Origin of the sequence: Micromonospora sp. WMMD710 (genome assembly GCF_029626045.1) — a bacterium.
GTDB lineage: Bacteria > Actinomycetota > Actinomycetes > Mycobacteriales > Micromonosporaceae > Micromonospora.
In genome coordinates, this window is sequence record NZ_JARUBD010000001.1 from 4161277 (window position 1) to 4178265 (window position 16989).

Here is a 16989-nt window from a genome sequence, read left to right on the forward strand (position 1 = left end):
GATTAATCCGCTCATGCCGGTCTCATCCGGCACCACAACTCCATGATCGACGGGGCGGGGGGTGGGGGTGGGGGGTGGGGGGTGGGGGGTGGGGGTGGGGGTGGGGGGTGGGGCTGTTAGTGGGCGCCTAGGTGGGCCAGGAGGTCTTGACGGGTCAGGACTCCCTTGGGCTTGCCGTCGACCAGGACCAGGGCGGCGTCGGACTTCTCCAGCAGGCCGACAGCCTCGCTGACCGGCTGGCCACCACCGATCATCGGCAGCGGGTCGCCCATGTGCCGCTCGATGGTGTCGTGCAGGTGGGCCTGACCGGTGAACAGCGCGTCGAGCAGGTCCCGCTCGGCGATCGAGCCGGCGACCTCACCGGTCACCACCGGCGGCTCCGCCTTGAGCACCGGCAGTTGGGAGACGCCGTACTCGCGCATGTAGTCGATCGCGTCGCGGACCGTCTCGGTCGGGTGCACGTGCACCAGCTCGGGCAGCCCGCCCGGCTTGCTGGCCAGCGCGTCGGCCACCGTCGGCTCGGCGCCGGAGTTGTCAAGGAAGCCGTACCGGGCCATCCACGAGTCGTTGAAGATCTTCGACAGGTAACCCCGCCCGCCGTCGGGCAGCAGCACCACCACAACGTCGTCCGGGCCGGCCTTGCGCGCCACCTCCAGGGCGGCGACCACCGCCATCCCGCAGGAGCCGCCGACCAGCAGCCCCTCCTCGCGGGCCAGCCGCCGGGTCATCTCGAAGGACGCCTTGTCGGACACCTCGACGATCTCGTCGGCCACACCCCGGTCGTACGTCTCCGGCCAGAAGTCCTCGCCGACGCCCTCCACCAGGTACGGCCGGCCGGTGCCGCCGGAGTAGACCGAACCCTCCGGGTCGGCCCCGATGACCCGGACCCGGCCCTCGGACGCCTCCTTGAGGTACCGGCCGATGCCGGAGATCGTGCCGCCGGTGCCGACGCCCGTCACGAAGTGGGTCAGACCGCCCTCGGTCTGCTTCCACAGCTCCGGACCGGTGGTCTCGTAGTGCGACCGCGGGTTGGCCGGGTTGCTGTACTGGTCAGGCTTCCAGGCGCCGGGGATCTCCCGGGTGAGCCGGTCGGAGACGTTGTAGTACGAGCGCGGGTCCTCCGGAGCGACCGCGGTCGGGCAGACCACCACCTCGGCGCCGTACGCCCGGAGCACGTCCTGCTTGTCCTGGCTGACCTTGTCGGGGCAGACGAAGACACACTTGTAGCCCTTGAGCTGGGCCACCAGGGCCAGCCCGACACCGGTGTTGCCGCTGGTCGGCTCGACGATCGTGCCGCCCGGCTGGAGCAGGCCCGCCGCTTCGGCGTCCTCCACCATGCGCAGGGCGATCCGGTCCTTCACCGAGCCACCCGGATTCAGGTACTCGACCTTGGCGAGCACGGTGGCCTGGATGCCCTCGGTGACGTTACGCAGACGTACCAGCGGGGTGTTGCCGATCATGTCGACGACGTTGTCGTAGTACTGCACGGTGTGCCCTTCGTTGCGGCGCCGGCGACGGCGGCCGGGCAGACGTTTCCTCGCCGCCCAGCGTACGTGCCGTCAGGGCACCAGGCCCCCGGGGATGACCGAGCTGCGCCGCGCCTCCCACTCCAGGAAGCGGTCGGTCTCGGCGAGCACGCTACCGGCCAGCCAGGTGATCATGACGGCGTCGTCGGCCAGCCCGAAGATCGCCAGCGGGATCTCCGGGAGCAGATCGATCGGCGAGACGATGTACGCCGTCGCGGCCGTCATCAGGGCCAGGCGGAGGCCGCCGTCGTACTCGCCCCTGGTGGTGGCCCGGATCATCCGGGGCAACGCCGCCAACCGGGTGCCCAGCGACGGGCCGCCGCGCGCCCCGGCCGCCAGGGCCCGGGCCAGTGCCGTGAACGCCGCGCTGCGCTTCAGTGTCTTCCCCATCGTCGCGCTCCTCTCCGCCGGATCAGCGTGGCGGGTCGGCGCAAGTCGGCCGGCCTCCCCCGTACTGGTACCCCGTCGCGTCGGTTTCCAGGCACCCGGGTGCCGTCACGACGACAGCGGCGTGTCGGGCCGGCGCGATAATGTCGCGGTATGGGGGTGGCTGGTTCTGTCGTACCCGTTGGTCCGCGCTGGCGACACGCCCGGCGGGTCGTCCGCCTGGCGGCGATCGGGACGGTCGCCACCGCGGCGGCCGCGGTGGCGACCGGCGGGGTGCTGCTCGGCCAGGCGCGGCAGGCCCGACGCACCATCCCGATGGCCGAGGCGCCGCCGCCGCGCTGCGACGGGGTGTACGGCGCGAAGTTCCCCGGCCCCGCGCTCACCATGGTCGTGCTCGGTGACTCGTCGGCGGCCGGCTACGGGGTGCACCGCCGCCGGGAGACGCCCGGCGCGCTGCTCGCCACCGGTCTGTCGCGCCGACTGCACCGCCCGGTGCGCCTGCACCGCTTCGCGGTGGTCGGCGCCATCTCGGCGGCGCTGCGACACCAGGTGGATGCGGCGTTGGAGCACCGCCCGGACATCGCGGTGATCCTCATCGGCGGCAACGACATCACCAATCGCACGCCGCGCGGGCTGGCCGTGCGTTACCTGGTCGAGGCGGTCCACTCGCTCCGCGACGCCGGTTGCGAAGTGGTCGTCGGCACCTGCCCCGACCTGGGCGCGATCCGCCCGATCCAGCCGCCGCTGCGCTGGTTGGCGCACCGCTGGAGCCGACAGCTCGCCGCCGCCCAGACGGTGGCGGTGGTCGAGGCGGGCGGCTGGACGGTGTCCCTCGGTGACCTGCTCGGCCCGCGGTTCGCCGCCGAGCCGGCCCGGATGTTCGCCTGGGACCGGTTCCATCCCTCCGCCGAGGGGTACGCGATGGCTGCCGCCGCCCTCCTGCCGACGATGCTCTCGGCGCTCGGCGCGGGGCAGGAACGACGGGCTACACAGGCGCGGGGCGAGGGCGTACGGTCGCTGCCGGAGGCCGCGCAGGAGGCGGCCCGGCACGCCGGCACCGAGGTCAGCGGCACCCAGGTCCGGGGCCGCGACCGAGGTCCGGCCGGCCGGTGGGCGCAGCTGCGTCGCCGGGCGTTCTTCGGTGTCGGCGCGGTGCCGCAGCGCGGGTCCGCCCCGGACACCTCGACAGTGGAGGGACTGGCATGAACGAGCGCAGCGGGCGGGACGTGACCGCCGGCCTTCCCGGCCGACTAGGCCGGGCGGCGGCACTCTCGCTGCTCGCCGGCACGGTGGGCGGCGCCGCCGTCCTGGCCGGTGAGGCGTTCGTAGCCCGGCACCGGCGGTACGCCCAGCCGGAGTTGGGGCTGGCGCTGCGCGCCACGATCGGCCGGGCCGGTGCTGCGCCGCTGCGGCTGGTGCTGCTCGGCGACTCGTCGGCGCTCGGTGTGGGCGTCGACCGCCTGGAGGACACCATCGGCGGCCAGTTGGCCCATCTGCTCGCCGAGGGCCCGGCCGGCCGGCGGGTGCACCTGTCCAGCGTCGGTGTCTCCGGGTCCCGTTCGACGGATCTGGCCACCCAGGTGGCCCGGGCCCTGCTCGGTGAGCGGCCCGACGTGGCGTTGATCCTGATCGGCGCGAACGACGCCACCGGGCTGCGCCGGCCGGCCGACGCGGCCGCGTATCTGGGGGCGGCGGTGCACCGGCTGCGCGAGGCGCGGGTCGAGGTGGTGGTGGGCACGTGCCCCGATCTCGGCGCGGTGCGCGCCATCGCTCCCCCGCTGCGTCAGGTGGTCGGCTGGGCCGGCCGGCGGATGGCACGCGCGCAGACCACTGCCGTGCTGGACGCCGGTGGGGCCGTGGTCGACCTGGCCACCGAGACCGGGCCGGTGTTCCGGGCCGACGCGGGGACGCTCTGCCACGACGGTTTCCACCCCTCCGCCGACGGTTACCGGGTGTGGGCGCACGCCCTGCTGCCGGCCGTCGCGGCCGCGGCGGCGATGACCTCGCGGCGTTAGATCGGGGTGACATTTCCCGCCGCCCCGGCTTCTTCCGCGCCATGTTACCGGCGGGTTAACGTTGGTCCATGCCGATTGAGTCGTCCCGCGACGCCGTCATCGTCGCCACCGCCCGCTCCCCCATCGGCCGGGCGCACAAGGGGTCCCTGCGCGACGTCCGCTCCGACGACCTCGCCGCGACCATCGTCCAGGCCGCGTTGGACAAGATCCCCCAGCTCGATCCGACCACCGTCGACGACCTCTACCTCGGGTGCGGCCTGCCCGGCGGCGAACAGGGCTTCAACATGGCCCGGGTGGTGTCCACCCTGCTCGGGCTCGACACCGTGCCGGGTGCCACGCTGACCCGCTACTGCGCCTCCTCGTTGCAGACCACCCGGATGGCCATGCACGCGATCCGGGCCGGGGAGGGCGACGTGTTCGTCTCCGCCGGCGTCGAGATGGTCTCCCGGTACGCCCGGGGCAGTTCCGACGGTCTGCCGCCGGAGGCGCAGGCGCTGGTCGGCGGCGGCTGGGAGAACCCGCGCTTCGCGGCGGCCGGCGAACGCTCGAAGCGCCGCGCGCAGGGCGGCGCCGAGGTGTGGACCGACCCGCGTGACGCCGGTGACCTGCCGGACATCTACCTGACCATGGGGCAGACCGCGGAGAACCTGGCCCAGGTGTACGACGTCACCCGCGCCGACATGGACGAGTTCGGCGTCCGCAGCCAGAACCTCGCCGAGAAGGCCATCGCCGACGGCTTCTGGGCCCGGGAGATCACCCCGGTCACGACGCCGGACGGCACCGTGGTCAGCACCGACGACGGCCCCCGCGCCGGTGTCACCCTCGACGCGGTCGCCGGCCTGAAGCCGGTGTTCCGCCCGGACGGCCGGATCACCGCCGGCAACTGCTGCCCGCTCAACGACGGTGCCGCCGCCGTGGTCGTGATGAGCGCCCAGCGGGCCGAGGAGCTGGGGTTGACCCCGCTGGCCCGGATCGTCTCCACCGGCGTGACCGCGTTGTCGCCGGAGATCATGGGCCTCGGACCGGTCGAGGCGTCCCGGCAGGCGCTGCGCCGGGCCGGCATGGCCATCGACGACGTTGACCTCGTCGAGATCAACGAGGCGTTCGCCGCGCAGGTCATCCCCTCCTACCGCGAGCTGGGCATCCCGGAGGAGAAGCTGAACGTGATGGGGGGCGCGATCGCGGTCGGCCACCCGTTCGGCATGACCGGTGCCCGCATCACCGGCACCCTGCTCAACGCCCTGAAGTGGCACGACAAGACCATCGGTCTGGAGACCATGTGCGTCGGCGGCGGCCAGGGCATGGCGATGGTGCTGGAGCGGCTGAACTGAACTGACGCTCGCGGAAGTGGGCGTCAGAGCGCGCTGCGGGTCGCCGTCACCTCGGCGGCGGCCCGTGCCAGCACCTCGGCGTCCGTGCCGGCGGCAAACAGATCCGCCGTCACCACCCGCAACTGGTCGGGCAGCGCCACGTCGTTGTCCAGCCGGGGTACCGTCCGACGAGGTTCGCCCTCGGCGTCGGCGGCCAGATTTGCGATCTCCTGCACCAACCGGTGGACCAGGTCGGCGCGTGGCACATTGCCGGTGGCCGCGGCCGCCGCCCAGCGCGGCTGCTCCCAGTGCCCGACCTGGCGGACCAGCAGCTGCACGGCCTGATCCAATTCCGCTGCGCTCATCGTCGCGAGTCTACGGCCGGCCGGGCCGGTCAGCGACGCAGGTAGCTGAGCAGCCGCAGCAGCTGCCAGTACAGAAACACCAGCCCGGTGAGCAGGCCGAACGCGCTCAGCCACGCGTACCGGCGGGGTCGGCCGTCGCGCACCGAACGTTCGACGAGGTCGAAGTCGAGGATGAAGCTGAACGCCCCGGCGATGATCGCCACCACCGAGAAGGCGTACGGCAGCCAGCCGACCTCCCCGCTGGCGCTGTAGACCTCCAACCCCGGCCGCCCGGAGATCAGGTACGACACCAGGTTGACGACGCTGAGCACGGCGATGCCGAGCAGGGTTCCGATCACCAGGCGGGCCAGTCGGGGCGTCGCCCGGATCACCCGGGCACGGTAGAGGGCCGCCATCCCGAGGAAGACACCGAACGTGCCGGCCACCGCCTGCACCACGATGCCCGGATACACCTGCTCGAAGGCACGGCTGGCCACCCCCAGCAGCAGCCCTTGGAGCAGGGCGTAGCCGACGATGGGCACCGGGTTGGTGATCCCGCGCAGGGAGATGACCAGCACCAGCGCGATCGAGGCGAGGGCGCTGCCGGCCAGTGCGGCGCCCAGCCACACCGCGTCGGGGATCACCGCCCAGGACACCGCCGCGGCCGCACCGGTGACGAGCAGCAGCCCGACGGTACGGACCACCACGTCGTCGACGGTCATCGGCTCGACGTCACGGGTGCCGAGCACCCGGGACGCCAGGCGCCCGGTCTCGTCCAGCCGGTTGAGCACCGGGTTGTTGCTGCGCACCGCCGCCTCCTCCGCCCGCGTACCCCTGCGGTCACTCTCCCCCGGGCGGCCCGGCGGTGGCGGCGAAACGGCGCGGACGCCGGCGCCCGCCCCCACGAGAGCGGGGACGGGCGCCGTTCGGCAGAGCGGACGAGGTCAGTCGTCGCCCTGGAAGTAGCTCAGCAGGCGCAGGATCTCGATGTAGAGCCAGACCAGGCTGACCAGGATGCCGAACGCGGCCACCCAGGAGTAGCGCTGCGGGAGGCCCATCCGGACGCCGTCCTCGATCTCCTTGAAGCTGAGCACGAAGCTCAGCGAGGCGACCACGATGCAGACCAGGCTGAAGCCGATGGCCAGCGGGCTGCCGTCACGCAGGCCCGTGTTGACGCCGAACAGCGCCAGCACCAGGTTGATCAGCATGACGGCGAACAGGCCGACCATCGCCGCGATCATGCCCTTGACGAATGCCGGGGTGGCCCGGATGACCTTCGCCCGGTAGAGCATCGCCATCAGGAAGAAGATGCCGAAGCTGGCCACGGCGGCCTGGAGCACGATGCCGTCGTACGCCGACTCGAACGCCTTGCTGACCATGCCGACGAAGACGCCCTCGACGACCGCGTACGCGATGACGAGCGCGGGGTTGGCCATCCGGGAGAACGAGATGATCAAGCCGAGGACCAGGCCGACCACTGCCGCGCCGATCCAGGCGGCACCGACCAACGCGTCGGGCACGAGCACCCAGGCGGCCGCGGCGGTGATGCCGAGGATGCCGAGCAGAGCGATCGTCTTGACGACCACGTCGTCGACGGTCATCGGCGCCACGGTCGGCGGCGCGGCCGGGTAACCGGCCTGGGACGGGTACTGCTGGGGAATGCCGGGCTGTCCGTACGGCCCGGCCGGTGCGTACCCGGCGGAGCGCTCCCGCTCGGCCGCTTGGCCGAGCCGGGCGAGCACCGGGTTCGAGGTCTTCACTGTCTGGCCTCCCTCAGGGGGTCGTTTGCACGTGAACGTGCCCTCCAAGAGTAAACGGCGCAGCCAAGTCCTGGTGATCACGAATGAAATGCGGCATGCGGGCCGACTGGTGCCCGGGGCGGGGGTCGAACCCGCACGCCTTGCGGCAGCCGCTTTTAAGGCGGCCGTGTCTGCCGTTCCACCACCCGGGCGGGTGGCACCGGTGCGCCGACACGCACGGTGCAATGTCACCGTAGCCGGTCCGTGGCGACCCGGCGTACCCCGGCGGCGCGGCCACATTAGGGTCGATGCCGTGAGCAGCGCAGCCCCCACGGCCCCCGACGCCGCCCCTGAGCAGGAATTACGCCTGGCCGATCAGGTCAACCGCCGTCCTCGGGCCGTCCGGCTGCGAAGCGCCGCCCGCCGGCACCGGGTCGACCTGCTGGTCGTGATGGCCTGTGTCGCGCTGGCCGGCTGGCTCACCCACGGGCTGTGGCCCGACCCGGCCGGCCGTACGCTCGCGCTCAACCCGGAGGACCAGGCCCTCTACGAGTGGTTCCTGGCCGTCGACGCGCGAGCGCTGCTCGGCGACTTCAGCCTGCTCACCGACCGGCTCAACGCCCCGGACGGGGTCAACCTGATGGCCAACACCACGGTCATCGCGCTCGGCGTCGTCTGCGCGCCGGTCACCCTGCTGCTCGGCGCGCCGGTCACCTTCGCGCTGCTCGCCGCCGCCAACCTGGCCGGCACCGCGCTCGCCTGGTATCTGCTGTTCCACCGGACACTGGGCGCCCGCCGGTTCGCCGCCGCGCTCGGCGGCGGGCTGTGCGGTTTCGGCCCCGGAATGGTGTCGCAGACCAACAGCCACCTGCACATGACCGCCCAGTGGCTGGTGCCGGTGATCGTCTGGCTGGTGGTCCGGCTGCTGCGGGCGTCCGACCCCGGGACGACGACGCTCACCGGACCGGACCGGCGACGGATCCTCAGCTCCGCGGCCGGACTGGCCGCCGCCGTCACCGTGCAGGTCTTCGTCGGCGAGGAGGTGCTCTTCCTCGCCGCCCTCACGCTGCTCGTGATGGCGGTCAGCTACGCGGTGACCGACCGGGAGCTGGCGCGGCGGGCGCTGCCCACCGTCGCCGCCGGGCTGGCGGTCGCCGCCGGCCTGGCGCTGCTCGTGCTCGGGTACCCGCTGTGGTTCCAGTTCGACGGGCCGCAGGGCGTCGCCGACGGCATGTTCAGCCCCGCCTACTTCTCCGCCGACCTGAGCAGTTGGTGGACGATCTCCCCGCTGTCGGTGCTCGGTCGCGCCGAATCCGCGCACCTCACCACCGGGCCGGCGGAATACAACACCTTCCTCGGTTGGCCTCTGCTCCTGGCCGCCGTGGCCTGCGCGGTCTGGGCCGGGCGACGGCGACTGGTGCTGGCCTGCGTGGTCGCGGGACTGGTCATGGGTGCCCTCTCGCTCGGCCCGGAGGTGGTGCTCGGCGGCACCCGCACCGCCCTGCCCGGCCCGTACGCCCTGCTCGCCGGGCTGCCCGTGGTGGACGGCGCGCTGCCCATGCGGTTCGGCCTGGCGCTCCTGCCGATCGTCGCGACGCTGCTGGTGCTGGCCGTCGACCGGGCGCTGCGCGGCACCGGGCGGGCGCGACGGTTCGTGCCGCTGGCCGTGATCGCGGCGCTGCTGCCAATCTTCCCGACGCCGTTGCCGACCACCGAGCGGCCCGCCGTGCCGGAGTTCATCACCGGTGGGCACTGGCGGCAGTGCGTACGACCCGGCGGTGTGCTGGTTCCGGTGCCGCTGCCCACGCCCAAGGAGCCGTGGCCGATGCGCTGGGCGGCCGCCGCCGACGCCGACTTCGGGCTGCCCGAGGGGTTCTTCATCGGCCCGTACGGGCGGGACGGCACCGCCGCGATGGGCACCTTCAAGCAGCCCACCTCGGCTCTGCTGGCGGACGTCGCCCGGCGCGGGGACCAGCCGGCCATCGGCGACGAGCAGCGCCGGCAGGCCGCGAGGGACGCTGATTTCTGGGGCGCCACCTGCGTGGCCCTGCCCGACGACGCCCCCCATGTGGAGGCCCTGAAGGCCACCCTGGAGCAGCTCTACGGCCCGTCCACCCGGATCGCCGACGCCTGGATCTGGCGGGTCTGACCCGGAAACGCCGCCGATCTTGCACTTTCTGCACCGGCAAACCCCTGTGAATGGGGCGTTACGGTGACCGAAAGTGCAAGATCGGCGGGGTGGAGCGGCGGTCAGGCGCGGGGGGCGCCGACCGGCTGGGACGCCTCGATGAACTCCTCGCGCGGGTCGTGCAGCTGGCCCAGTGCGACCACCTCACGCTTGAGGAAGAAGGCCAGCGACCAGTCGACCACGACCCGGACCTTGCGGTTGAACGACGGGATCCGGCTCATGTGGTACGTCCGGTGCATGAACCACGCCGGCCAACCGGTCATCTTGATCCCGTACACCTGGGCGACGCCCTTGTGCAGGCCGAGGCTCGCCACGCTGCCGACGTGCTTGTGCCTGTAGTTGACCGGCTCGCGACCCCGGATCACGTTCGCGATGTTGTCGGCCATCCGCGCGGCCTGGCGCACCGCGTGCTGGGCGCTCGGCGAGCAGAAGTTGCCCGGCTCCTTGGTCAGGTCGGGCACCGCAGCACAGTCACCGGCGCTCCACGCGCCCTCGATGACCCGGTCGCCGTCGACCACCTGGAGGGTGGGGATGCAGGTGACCCGCCGGCGCTCGTCGCGCGGGAAGTCCGTGGCGTCCAGCATCGGCGACGGCTTCACGCCGGCCGTCCAGACGATCGTGTCGGAGCGGAAGCTGTCACCGTCGGACAGCTTGACCACGCCGTCGACGCAGGACTCCAGCCGGGTGTCCAGACGGATGTCCATGTTCCGCTTGAGTAGCTGCTGCACCGTGTAGGCGCCCATGTCCCGGTCCACCTCGGGCAGCACCCGCTGGGTGGCCTCGACGAGCACCCAGCGCATGTCCTCCGGCTTCAACTCCGGGTAGTAGCGCAGTGCGTCGCGGGCCATGTCCTCCATCTCGGCGAGCGCCTCGATGCCGGCGTAACCACCGCCGACGAAGGTGAAGGTCAGCGCCGAGCGGCGAACGTCCTCGTCCGGGGTGACGGCGGCGACGTCCAGCCGGTCCAGGACGTGGTTGCGGAGGTAGATCGCCTCGCCGATGGTCTTGAACCCGATGCCCTGCTCGTGCAGGCCGGGGATCGGCAGCGTCCGGGACACCGAGCCCGGTGCCACGATCACGTGGTCGTACGCGATCTCCCGGGCCGGGCCGATGATCGGCTGCACGGTGGCCACCTTGCGGTCGTGCTCGATGCGGGTGACCGTGCCGGCCACCACCTTGCACCGGCGCAACTCCCGCCGCAGCGGCACCACGGAGTGCCGCGGGGAGATGTTGCCCGCCGCCGCCTCGGGCAGGAACGGCTGATAGGTCATGTGCGGCTGGGGGTCCACCACGATGACCTCAGCCTCACGGGAGCTGAGCTTCTTCGACAGGCGCAGGGCGGCGTACAGACCGACGTGCCCGGCACCCACCACAAGGATCCGCTTCGGATTCACGTCATCTATCTTTCCCCGGCCTGCTCAGGTAATCCCGCCCGCGCCCCCCATCTGTGACGGAGCACAACCCCTGTGACCTGCGTAACCCTGCCGTCCCAGCGGACTACCTGCGTCGCAGCAGCCAGCCCAGCAACGCGGCCGCACCCACCGCCACCAGCAGTCCGAGCACGGTGACCCACTGGTGGCCGGTCTCGCCACCCAGGCCCGCGACCTGCAACAGCAGCACCGCGAGCACCGCGGAACCCAGCACCACCGCACCCGCCCGCAACAGCCACCGGGTGATCAACTCCGGGTCCACCACGGCGTCGTACGGCAGCAACGCGCCCAGCGCGCACAGGGTGTGCCCCAGGTAGAGCAGCGTGGCGAGGGCGAGCAGCCGCCACAGCGCCACCGGCCGGCCGTATCCGTCGGTGGCGAGCACCCAACCACCGACCATGACGAGAGCCGCGAAGGTCGGCCAGACCCGGCGAGGCCCCACGGCGGGCAGCAGCGCCGCCACCGTCAGGAAGAGCAGCGGTCGACCGGTCAGCACCTCGACGGGGAACGCCAGCGCGAACCCGGCCAGCACTGTGACGAAGATCCCACCCCGGACCAGCAACGGTGCGAGGCTGATCCGGCCGACAGCGACCTGCGCGGCCCGGACCCGCTCGACGACGGCGTTCACCGGCCACCCACCCTCGGGGCCGTGGCGAGCCGGGCCACATCCCGCAACACCTGGTCCAGGCTGCCGGCGCCGGCCCAGCGCACCACCGGCACCCCGTGCTCCCGCAACTGCCCGATCATGGTCTCCCGGTCCAACCGCCACAGCCGGTACGCCACCTCCGCCCAGCCCCGGTCCCGCGGCGGGGTCAGGTCGGTCGGCAGCGTGTCGACCGCCACCACGAACCGCCCGGCACGAGCCAGCCGGGCCAACATCTGCGCCGACCGCTCGTCCAGCAGCGGCGTGAGCACCACCACCAGCGCGTCCGAGGAGAGCAACTGCGGGCCGAAAACCTGGTCGTACGGCTCGTGCGGAGAGGAGTCGGCGCGGACGTCGAGCAGCCACTCCAACACCGTCAGGTACTGCCGACGACCGGCAGCCGGGCGCAACCGTCGCGCCCCCGGCCCGTACTCCAGCAGCGACACCCGGTCGCCGCGGTGCAGGTAGTGCTCGGCGATCGCCGCGGTGGCCCGCACGGTGGTGTCCAGCACCGAGGCAGCACCACCCACGCCACCCGAACGGCCGGCCTCGGCGAGCACGTCGAGCAGCACCACCACCTCGGCGTCCCGGTCGGAGAGGGTGGCCGCCACGTGCAGCTGCCGGGCGCGCAGCGACACCCGCCAGTCGATGCGGCGCAGCCGGTCACCGGGCGCGAAGATCCGTACGCCGGCCAGCTCGCCACCCTCGCCGGGCCGGCGGGAGTGGTGCGCCCCGACCAGGCCGGCGGCTCGGGGCATCGCCTCCACCGCCTCGAACGGCTCGGTACGCGGGTAGACCCGCACCCCGACCGGCTCGGTGATCACCGCGCGGGAGACCAGCAGGCCGCCCGCCGTGGCGACCCGGGCTCCGGCCGGGCCGACGGGATGCCGACCCCAGCGCAGGGCCCGGCCGGCGAGTTCCAGATCCACGGCCGCGCCGGTGGGCACCGAGGTCACGAACGGCCGATCGGCCACGGACCGGCCGGTGCCGCCGCCGGAGGGTGCCGCGGCATCGGCCGCCGGCGCGTCGTCGGAGGCTTCCGCACTGGCGAAGCCGGCCCGGTCGATGCGCAGCCACGGCGACACCCGGGACCGCACCACCACCAGGTCGTAGTCGACCGTGTCCGGGTTACCGACGCTCACCGCCGCCGTGACGTCGCCGCCCTCGACCAGCGGCCCCTCGTCACCGGAGCTGATCCAGACCTGCGGCAGCGCGGTGGGCCGGCGGCGCAGCGCGTACGCGGTGCCCAGCGCGAACGGCGCGGCCAGCACGATCAGGTCGGCCCGGCCCAGTAGGACCCCCGCCACCAGCAGCAGGCCGGCGAGCAGCACGGCCCGACCGAGCGCCCGGGTGGGCGCCCAGCCGGCGGCCGGCTCCGGCTCGGCAGCGTGCGGCACGGTCGATCCGGTCATCAGCGCCGGGGCCCGCCGGCGGCGTAGCTCGGCAACGCACCGCTGGCCGGCGCGGGCGTGGCATCCAGCACCTCGCCGACCACGAACGCCGGGTCGACGCGGCGCAGCCACATCTCCGGACGCAGCGTGATCCGGTGGGCGAGCGCGGGTGCCGCCACCTCCTTGACGTCCTCCGGCACGACGTAGTCCCGGCCGCCGAACACCGCGCGCACGCGGGCCAGCAGCAGCAGCGCCAACGAGCCACGGGGTGACGCGCCGACCAGCACCGACGGGTGTTCCCGGGTGGCCGCCGTGAGGGACACGATGTAGCGGCCGATGGAATCCTCCACGACCACGTCCTCCAGGGCGGCCTGCATCGCCCGCAGGGTGGCCGCGTCGACCACCGGCTTGATGTCCGCCTCCTCGCGGCGGCGGCCCATCCGGCGGCGCAGCACCTCCCACTCCTCCTCGTGCTCCGGATAACCGAAGGAGACCCGGAGCAGGAAGCGGTCCAGCTGCGCCTCGGGCAGCGGGTAGGTGCCCTCGTACTCGATGGGGTTGGCGGTCGCCAGCACGTGGAACGGCTCGTCCAGCTTGTAGGTGACGCCCTCCACCGAGACCTGCTTCTCCTGCATCGCCTCCAGCAGCGCGGACTGCGTCTTCGGCGGCGTCCGGTTGATCTCGTCGGCGAGGAGCAGGTTGGTGAACACCGGGCCGGCCCGGAAGGTGAAGTCACCGTTGCGCTGGTCGTACAGGAACGAGCCGGTGACGTCGGCGGGCAGCAGGTCGGGGGTGAACTGGAGGCGGCGGAAGTCCAGCCCGAGCGCCTGGGCGAAGGAGCGTGCGGTGAGCGTCTTGCCCAGCCCCGGCAGGTCCTCCAGGAGTACGTGCCCGCCCGCCAGAATGCCGGCGAGGACCAGCTCCAACGCGTCCCGCTTGCCGACCACGACGGTGCCGACCGCGTCCAGGACCGCCCGCGCCAGGTGGCCGACCTCGGCGGGGGGAATGCTCCGGTCCACGTCGTTCATCAGATCTTCTCCAGTTCGGCGACGATCGCCGCGACGTCGCGGGGCGACGGGGGGCGGCGGGAGGGGGTGGCGAGGAAGCTCCAGAGCTGGTCGCCGAGCAACGCTCGGGCGCGGGTCGGATCGGATTCGCGGGTGAGGCCGTGACGCTGGCGCAGCCGTTCGTCGGCCAGCTCGCCGAGGCGCGGCAGGATCCGCTCGGTGAACCGCTCACGGTGGCCCGACGACCAGTCCAGCGGCCGCTCCCAGCCGTTGATCGCCGCGCGCAGCGCGTCCCGGGAGCCCCAGCGGTAGCTGCCGTCCTCCTCGCCCGTCGCCGTCCGGCCCGCGGGCGGGGGCGGGGGTGGCGGCGCGAGCAGGGTGGTGACCCGGCGGACCGCCAGCACGGCGAGCACCCCGGCGATCAGCACGGGCAGCGAGACCTGGAGCCCGACCGCGCGGAGGCCGACGAGCAGCACGGCGACCACCGCGGCGGCCGCCGCGAGTGATCGCAGGACCGGGCGGGCCCGGGAGCCACGCTCCTGCGGGCCGGCCGGTGCCGCCTCCTCCTCGAAGGCGAGCAGGTCGTCGATGCTGGTGCTGCTCATCCGGCCACCGCCGTCGACAGTTCCTGGCGGAGCCGGCGCAGCGCGGCGCGGGCCTGGTCGCGGGTGCGTTCGTCGACCGGGCGGGTGGCGTACCGGGCCTCCCGGTAGACGTACGCGAACTCGGCCAGCACGTCGGTGCTGACGATCGCCGGCACCCCCGCCTCGGCGTCACCGCGCAGCAGCCGGCTGACCAGGTCGGTGGGGGTGTCGCCGGTACGCCGGGGCACGCCCGCCGTGGCCGCGGCCTCCTCCAGACGTACCCAGCAGGCGATCACCGCCACCCGGGGATCGGTGGCGGCGTCGTCCAGCTCCACCAGACCGGCGTCGAGGGCGGCGACCACGTCGCGGGCGGTGCCCTCGGCCGTCCGCCGGGACCGGTGCGCGGGCAGCGCGCGGGTCGCCCGGCGACGCCGCAGGCCACGCAGCAGGATCCAGCCGAGGTAGCTGAGAGCGGCGAGGATGGCCACGCCGAGCAGCACCATCGCCACCGTCGCGATCCACTGCGGGATGTGCGCCTGGGTGGCCTCTCCGGCCTCGCGCGGCTCCACCGGGATCGACGGCGGCGGCTCGGCGGTCGGATATTCGGGCACCCACGGAACGTTGTCCGCGGCCGGCGGGATCCGGCTGGCCCCGATCGACGAGTGCGCGGACGCCAACGCCGCGCCGACGAGCAGGACGGCGATCGTGCCCACCGGCCACCATCGCCGAAGCAGGCCGACCGCCGGGCGCAGCACCCCCGCCTCGGCGGCCGGGTACGGCGTGGGCGGGCGCGTACCGTCTGTCATCGCCACCGCCCCACGCGTGTCTCAGTCCACTCCGGCCAGCTGCTTGGCCCGGCCGAAGACGTCGTCCAACATCTCAGGTGTCAGCCGCCCGGTGAAGGTGTTCTGCTGGCTGACGTGGTAGCAGCCGAGCAACTCCGGTGCGTCCGTTGCGGACCAGTGTGCCCCATGGCCGAACGCCGGTCGCGGGCTGGGCGGGCGCTGCCCGTACACCCGGGTCAGCACCGGCCACCACGCGGCCCACGCGAACGCGCCCAGCGCCACCACGACGCGCAGGGTGGGCCGGATCAGGGTGACCTCGCGGTGCAGCCAGGGAGCGCAGGTGTCCCGTTCGCCGGGCGTGGGTTTGTTGTCCGGCGGCGCGCACCGGACGGCCGCGAAGATCCGGGTGTCCCGCAGGGTCAGGCCGTCGTCGCTGGCGACGCTGGTCGGCTGGTTGGCGAGCCCGGCGCGGTGCAGGGCGGCGAAGAGCACGTCGCCGGAGCGGTCACCGGTGAAGATCCGGCCGGTGCGGTTTCCGCCATGCGCGGCGGGCGCCAGCCCGAGGATGCCGATCCGCGCGTCGGCGGTGCCGAAGCCCGGCACCGGTCGACCCCAGTACTCCTGGTCGCGGAAGGCGGCCCGGCGGGTGCGCGCCACCTCCTCCCGCCACTGAACGAGCCGGGGGCAGGCGAAACAGTCGCTCACGGCCGCGTCGAGGTCGGCCAGGTCGGTCGCCCGCGCTGCGCGGGCGACCACCTGCTCGGGGGTACGCGGCTCAGCCAAGCTTGGCCCGGAAGAGTTCCAGTGTCCGGGCGAAGGCGCTGGCGGCGGACCGCTGGTCGAACGCTTCGGGACGGTCGTCGTTGAAGAACGCGTGCGAGGTGCCGGGGTAGTCGTAGAGCTGGCAGGTGCCGCCGGCCTCCTCGATGGCCCGGCGGGCGGTCTGCACACCCTCGTCGGTCGACGTGCCGTCCTCTTCGGAGCAGTGGATGACGGCGGCCTTGCCGGCGTAGTCGGCCCAGTCGGGGCGCATCGACTCCCACGGCAGCACCGGGTAGAAGCCGGCGGTGGCGACGATCCGCTCGGAGATGGTGGCCGACCAGAGGGCCAGGCTGCCGCCGGCGCAGAAGCCGACCGCACCGACCTTGCCGGTGACCTCGGGCCGCTCGGCGAGGTAGTCGGCCGCGCCCGCGATGTCCTTCGCCGCCTCGTCCATCCGCATGGCCATCAGCAGGCGCTGCGCCTCGTCCGGCTCGCTGGTGGTCTCACCGTGGTAGAAGTCGGGTGCGAGGGCGACGAAGCCGGCCTCGGCGAAGCGGTCCGCCACCGACCGGATGTGCGGGACCAGGCCCCACCACTCCTGGATGACGATGACGGCGGGGCTGGCCGTGCCGCTGGCGGGTATCGCGAGATACCCCTCGCTCGTGCCCCCGTTGCTGCGGTAGCGCACCATTTCGCCCATCGGCCGTCCTCCTAGCGGTCAGTCATCGTTGGCTGGTCGCCCAGTGGTCCTACGTGCCGGTAGCCTGCCACGCCGCGCGGCCGTCGGGAAGACGCGGAAACAGTGGCATTTACCTCCTGTTCGCCCGCCGGTGACTCCGGGTACGCCGACGGCGGCGGGGATCGTCTCCCCCGCCGCC

Annotated in this window: 17 protein-coding genes and 1 tRNA gene; 4 read left to right on the plus strand and 14 right to left on the minus strand. The window is 73.1% G+C overall.

Features of this window, described 5'->3' with window-relative positions; genetic code table 11:
- Positions 1 to 116 precede the first annotated feature (116 nt).
- Complete coding sequence (locus O7620_RS19135) at positions 117 to 1487, minus strand: cystathionine beta-synthase (protein WP_278124203.1); 1371 nt, start codon at positions 1485 to 1487, stop codon at positions 117 to 119.
- Between the two features lie 72 nt (positions 1488 to 1559).
- Positions 1560 to 1916 (minus strand): YkvA family protein, encoded by a 357-nt coding sequence (locus O7620_RS19140; RefSeq protein WP_139584153.1) that lies wholly within the window; start codon positions 1914 to 1916, stop codon positions 1560 to 1562.
- Between the two features lie 150 nt (positions 1917 to 2066).
- Between O7620_RS19140 and O7620_RS19145 the strand changes: the two genes are divergently transcribed.
- From O7620_RS19145 to O7620_RS19155, 3 genes are all read left to right on the plus strand, one after another.
- The gene (locus tag O7620_RS19145; protein WP_278124205.1) at positions 2067 to 3119 is read left to right on the plus strand and encodes an SGNH/GDSL hydrolase family protein; all 1053 of its coding nucleotides are present in this window, start codon (positions 2067 to 2069) and stop codon (positions 3117 to 3119) included.
- Positions 3116 to 3928 (plus strand): SGNH/GDSL hydrolase family protein, encoded by an 813-nt coding sequence (locus tag O7620_RS19150; protein WP_278124207.1) that lies wholly within the window; start codon positions 3116 to 3118, stop codon positions 3926 to 3928. The genes O7620_RS19145 and O7620_RS19150 overlap by 4 nt, the downstream gene beginning before the upstream one ends.
- Before the next feature lie 68 nt (positions 3929 to 3996).
- The gene (locus O7620_RS19155; protein ID WP_278124209.1) at positions 3997 to 5259 is read left to right on the plus strand and encodes an acetyl-CoA C-acetyltransferase; all 1263 of its coding nucleotides are present in this window, start codon (positions 3997 to 3999) and stop codon (positions 5257 to 5259) included.
- A gap of 23 nt (positions 5260 to 5282) precedes the next feature.
- On the opposite strand, the gene O7620_RS19160 is transcribed toward O7620_RS19155, so the two are convergent.
- The 4 genes from O7620_RS19160 to O7620_RS19175 all read right to left on the minus strand — a co-directional run bounded on the left by O7620_RS19160 (position 5283) and on the right by O7620_RS19175 (position 7533).
- Positions 5283 to 5603 carry a hypothetical protein gene (locus O7620_RS19160; RefSeq protein WP_151492189.1) on the minus strand — a complete coding sequence of 107 codons (321 nt, stop codon included), beginning with the start codon at positions 5601 to 5603 and terminating at the stop codon, positions 5283 to 5285.
- A gap of 29 nt (positions 5604 to 5632) precedes the next feature.
- Positions 5633 to 6391, minus strand: coding sequence for a Bax inhibitor-1/YccA family protein (locus O7620_RS19165; protein WP_278124212.1), 759 nt, complete (start codon positions 6389 to 6391; stop codon positions 5633 to 5635).
- 135 nt (positions 6392 to 6526) lie between these two features.
- Positions 6527 to 7342 (minus strand): Bax inhibitor-1/YccA family protein, encoded by an 816-nt coding sequence (locus O7620_RS19170; protein WP_278124213.1) that lies wholly within the window; start codon positions 7340 to 7342, stop codon positions 6527 to 6529.
- Positions 7343 to 7449: 107 nt separating this feature from the next.
- Positions 7450 to 7533: transfer RNA gene (locus tag O7620_RS19175), tRNA-Leu, on the minus strand.
- A gap of 101 nt (positions 7534 to 7634) precedes the next feature.
- Here O7620_RS19175 and O7620_RS19180 point away from each other — a divergent pair.
- The gene (locus O7620_RS19180) at positions 7635 to 9470 is read left to right on the plus strand and encodes a hypothetical protein (protein ID WP_278124215.1); all 1836 of its coding nucleotides are present in this window, start codon (positions 7635 to 7637) and stop codon (positions 9468 to 9470) included.
- 101 nt (positions 9471 to 9571) lie between these two features.
- On the opposite strand, the gene O7620_RS19185 is transcribed toward O7620_RS19180, so the two are convergent.
- The 8 genes from O7620_RS19185 to O7620_RS19220 all read right to left on the minus strand — a co-directional run bounded on the left by O7620_RS19185 (position 9572) and on the right by O7620_RS19220 (position 16811).
- Complete coding sequence (locus O7620_RS19185; RefSeq protein ID WP_278124217.1) at positions 9572 to 10903, minus strand: NAD(P)/FAD-dependent oxidoreductase; 1332 nt, start codon at positions 10901 to 10903, stop codon at positions 9572 to 9574.
- 103 nt (positions 10904 to 11006) lie between these two features.
- Positions 11007 to 11567 (minus strand): hypothetical protein, encoded by a 561-nt coding sequence (locus O7620_RS19190; protein WP_278124218.1) that lies wholly within the window; start codon positions 11565 to 11567, stop codon positions 11007 to 11009.
- The gene (locus tag O7620_RS19195) at positions 11564 to 12994 is read right to left on the minus strand and encodes a DUF58 domain-containing protein (protein ID WP_151492184.1); all 1431 of its coding nucleotides are present in this window, start codon (positions 12992 to 12994) and stop codon (positions 11564 to 11566) included. Before O7620_RS19195 ends, O7620_RS19190 begins: the two co-directional genes overlap by 4 nt.
- Entirely contained in the window at positions 12994 to 14001 is a 1008-nt protein-coding gene (locus tag O7620_RS19200; RefSeq protein ID WP_151492183.1) for a MoxR family ATPase, read from the minus strand. Before O7620_RS19200 ends, O7620_RS19195 begins: the two co-directional genes overlap by 1 nt.
- Positions 14001 to 14585 carry a hypothetical protein gene (locus tag O7620_RS19205; protein ID WP_278124219.1) on the minus strand — a complete coding sequence of 195 codons (585 nt, stop codon included), beginning with the start codon at positions 14583 to 14585 and terminating at the stop codon, positions 14001 to 14003. Before O7620_RS19205 ends, O7620_RS19200 begins: the two co-directional genes overlap by 1 nt.
- A complete protein-coding gene (locus O7620_RS19210) occupies positions 14582 to 15370 on the minus strand; it encodes a DUF4129 domain-containing protein (protein ID WP_278124220.1) in 789 nt (262 codons plus the stop codon). The genes O7620_RS19205 and O7620_RS19210 overlap by 4 nt, the downstream gene beginning before the upstream one ends.
- Before the next feature lie 21 nt (positions 15371 to 15391).
- On the minus strand, positions 15392 to 16105 hold the full coding sequence (locus O7620_RS19215) for a uracil-DNA glycosylase (protein ID WP_151491732.1): 714 nt from the start codon (positions 16103 to 16105) through the stop codon (positions 15392 to 15394).
- Positions 16106 to 16124: 19 nt separating this feature from the next.
- Positions 16125 to 16811: a dienelactone hydrolase family protein gene (locus O7620_RS19220; protein WP_278124221.1), complete on the minus strand. Its 687-nt coding sequence runs from the start codon at positions 16809 to 16811 to the stop codon at positions 16125 to 16127.
- Positions 16812 to 16989: the final 178 nt, after the last annotated feature.

Bases quoted from the DNA above. Each gene is read 5' to 3' on its own strand.
- O7620_RS19220 (WP_278124221.1), bottom strand. From the start codon at position 16,811: ATGGGCGAAATGGTGCGCTACCGCAGCAACGGGGGCACGAGCGAGGGG.
- O7620_RS19195 (WP_151492184.1), bottom strand. From the start codon at position 12,994: ATGACCGGATCGACCGTGCCGCACGCTGCCGAGCCGGAGCCGGCCGCC.
- O7620_RS19155 (WP_278124209.1), top strand. From the start codon at position 3,997: ATGCCGATTGAGTCGTCCCGCGACGCCGTCATCGTCGCCACCGCCCGC.
- O7620_RS19140 (WP_139584153.1), bottom strand. From the start codon at position 1,916: ATGGGGAAGACACTGAAGCGCAGCGCGGCGTTCACGGCACTGGCCCGG.
- O7620_RS19200 (WP_151492183.1), bottom strand. From the start codon at position 14,001: ATGAACGACGTGGACCGGAGCATTCCCCCCGCCGAGGTCGGCCACCTG.
- O7620_RS19160 (WP_151492189.1), bottom strand. From the start codon at position 5,603: ATGAGCGCAGCGGAATTGGATCAGGCCGTGCAGCTGCTGGTCCGCCAG.
- O7620_RS19145 (WP_278124205.1), top strand. From the start codon at position 2,067: ATGGGGGTGGCTGGTTCTGTCGTACCCGTTGGTCCGCGCTGGCGACAC.
- O7620_RS19150 (WP_278124207.1), top strand. From the start codon at position 3,116: ATGAACGAGCGCAGCGGGCGGGACGTGACCGCCGGCCTTCCCGGCCGA.
- O7620_RS19210 (WP_278124220.1), bottom strand. From the start codon at position 15,370: ATGACAGACGGTACGCGCCCGCCCACGCCGTACCCGGCCGCCGAGGCG.
- O7620_RS19205 (WP_278124219.1), bottom strand. From the start codon at position 14,585: ATGAGCAGCACCAGCATCGACGACCTGCTCGCCTTCGAGGAGGAGGCG.